We start from the raw sequence: 981 nt of genomic DNA, 5'->3' as shown, positions 1-981 counted from the left end.
AAATGGTGATGGTACAACTGGTGTTTATGGTAGAAATTCTACAACTGAAGTCCGTCCAAACTCTGTTCGTGGTGTTTGGTTAATTCAAACTAAGCAACTTACTATGACAGTGAATGCTGGTGGGTTTGATCACATTGACGTAGGATCTAATCCATTACCAATCACTGCTAAGAGTGTTGAACTGAAAGGTGATTTGAATGTTGATGGTGCTGCTTCTTTCACTGGAGTTGTAAAAGGTATTACTCCTGTTGCTGATACAGATTTAACTACCAAAGAGTATGTCGATGATTCGGTGAAAGCCGCTGAAGCATATGCTGATAAATTAAATAAATGGATTCCACATACAGATCCTTTGTTTGCTGAATATTTTAGTTTACCTGCTGGTGCTACAATCGCAACTGGGGAAGCTTTTATGAAGATGGGTGTAAACTCAATAGAATTGAGAGGAAATATTCATTTAAACCCAGCATTAACCACTGTGGATGCAACTATCCTTACACTGAAAAAACATCCACCTGGTTTCACTACATTAAGTAAACCTTATGGCAGGATTATGATATCTAACTGGCATGTAGTTAATAATACGATACCTCAGATCCTGACTCAGATAATTCCATCCACTACAACATTTCCTGCTCCTATTAAGATGTTTGGTGGTATTGTTAATTATACTGGTACAGCAAACGTAGTATTTGATGAACTGTTCGTGTTCAGTTGATTTGTCAACCATCTAGTAGGGCGTAAATAAAATACCGTTTACACCATATATACTAGTGTAAAATTTTACTTAAGGAGTACATCGATGTCTCTACATATTTTTTCATTAGCGCGTAAAATCCGCGGTGAAGAGCCGATGTTTCCAGAGAAAGGAGGCGGTGGTGGCGGGACCACTACCGTCCAAAAAGCCGATCCATGGAAACCAGCCCAAGGTCAACTACAAGAAATTCTTAAACAGGCTAAAGAACTGTATAATAAGAATGG

General features: G+C 38.5%; 2 protein-coding genes. Both read left to right on the top strand.

All coding sequences use genetic code 11. The features are described from left to right. A partial coding sequence (locus N1032_RS23885; protein WP_259542919.1) for a hypothetical protein occupies positions 1-718 on the top strand: 718 nt, incomplete at its 5' end. An 84-nt stretch (positions 719-802) separates the two neighbouring features. Further along, positions 803-981: hypothetical protein (locus N1032_RS28625; RefSeq protein ID WP_456319122.1), on the top strand; the 179-nt coding region annotated here is incomplete at its 3' end.

Origin of the sequence: Herbiconiux daphne (assembly GCF_024979295.1) — a bacterium.
Taxonomy (GTDB): Bacteria; Actinomycetota; Actinomycetes; order Actinomycetales; family Microbacteriaceae; genus Herbiconiux; species Herbiconiux daphnes.
Note: the sequence above shows the minus strand (reverse complement) of the source record. Positions and strands in the feature narration are given on the sequence as shown.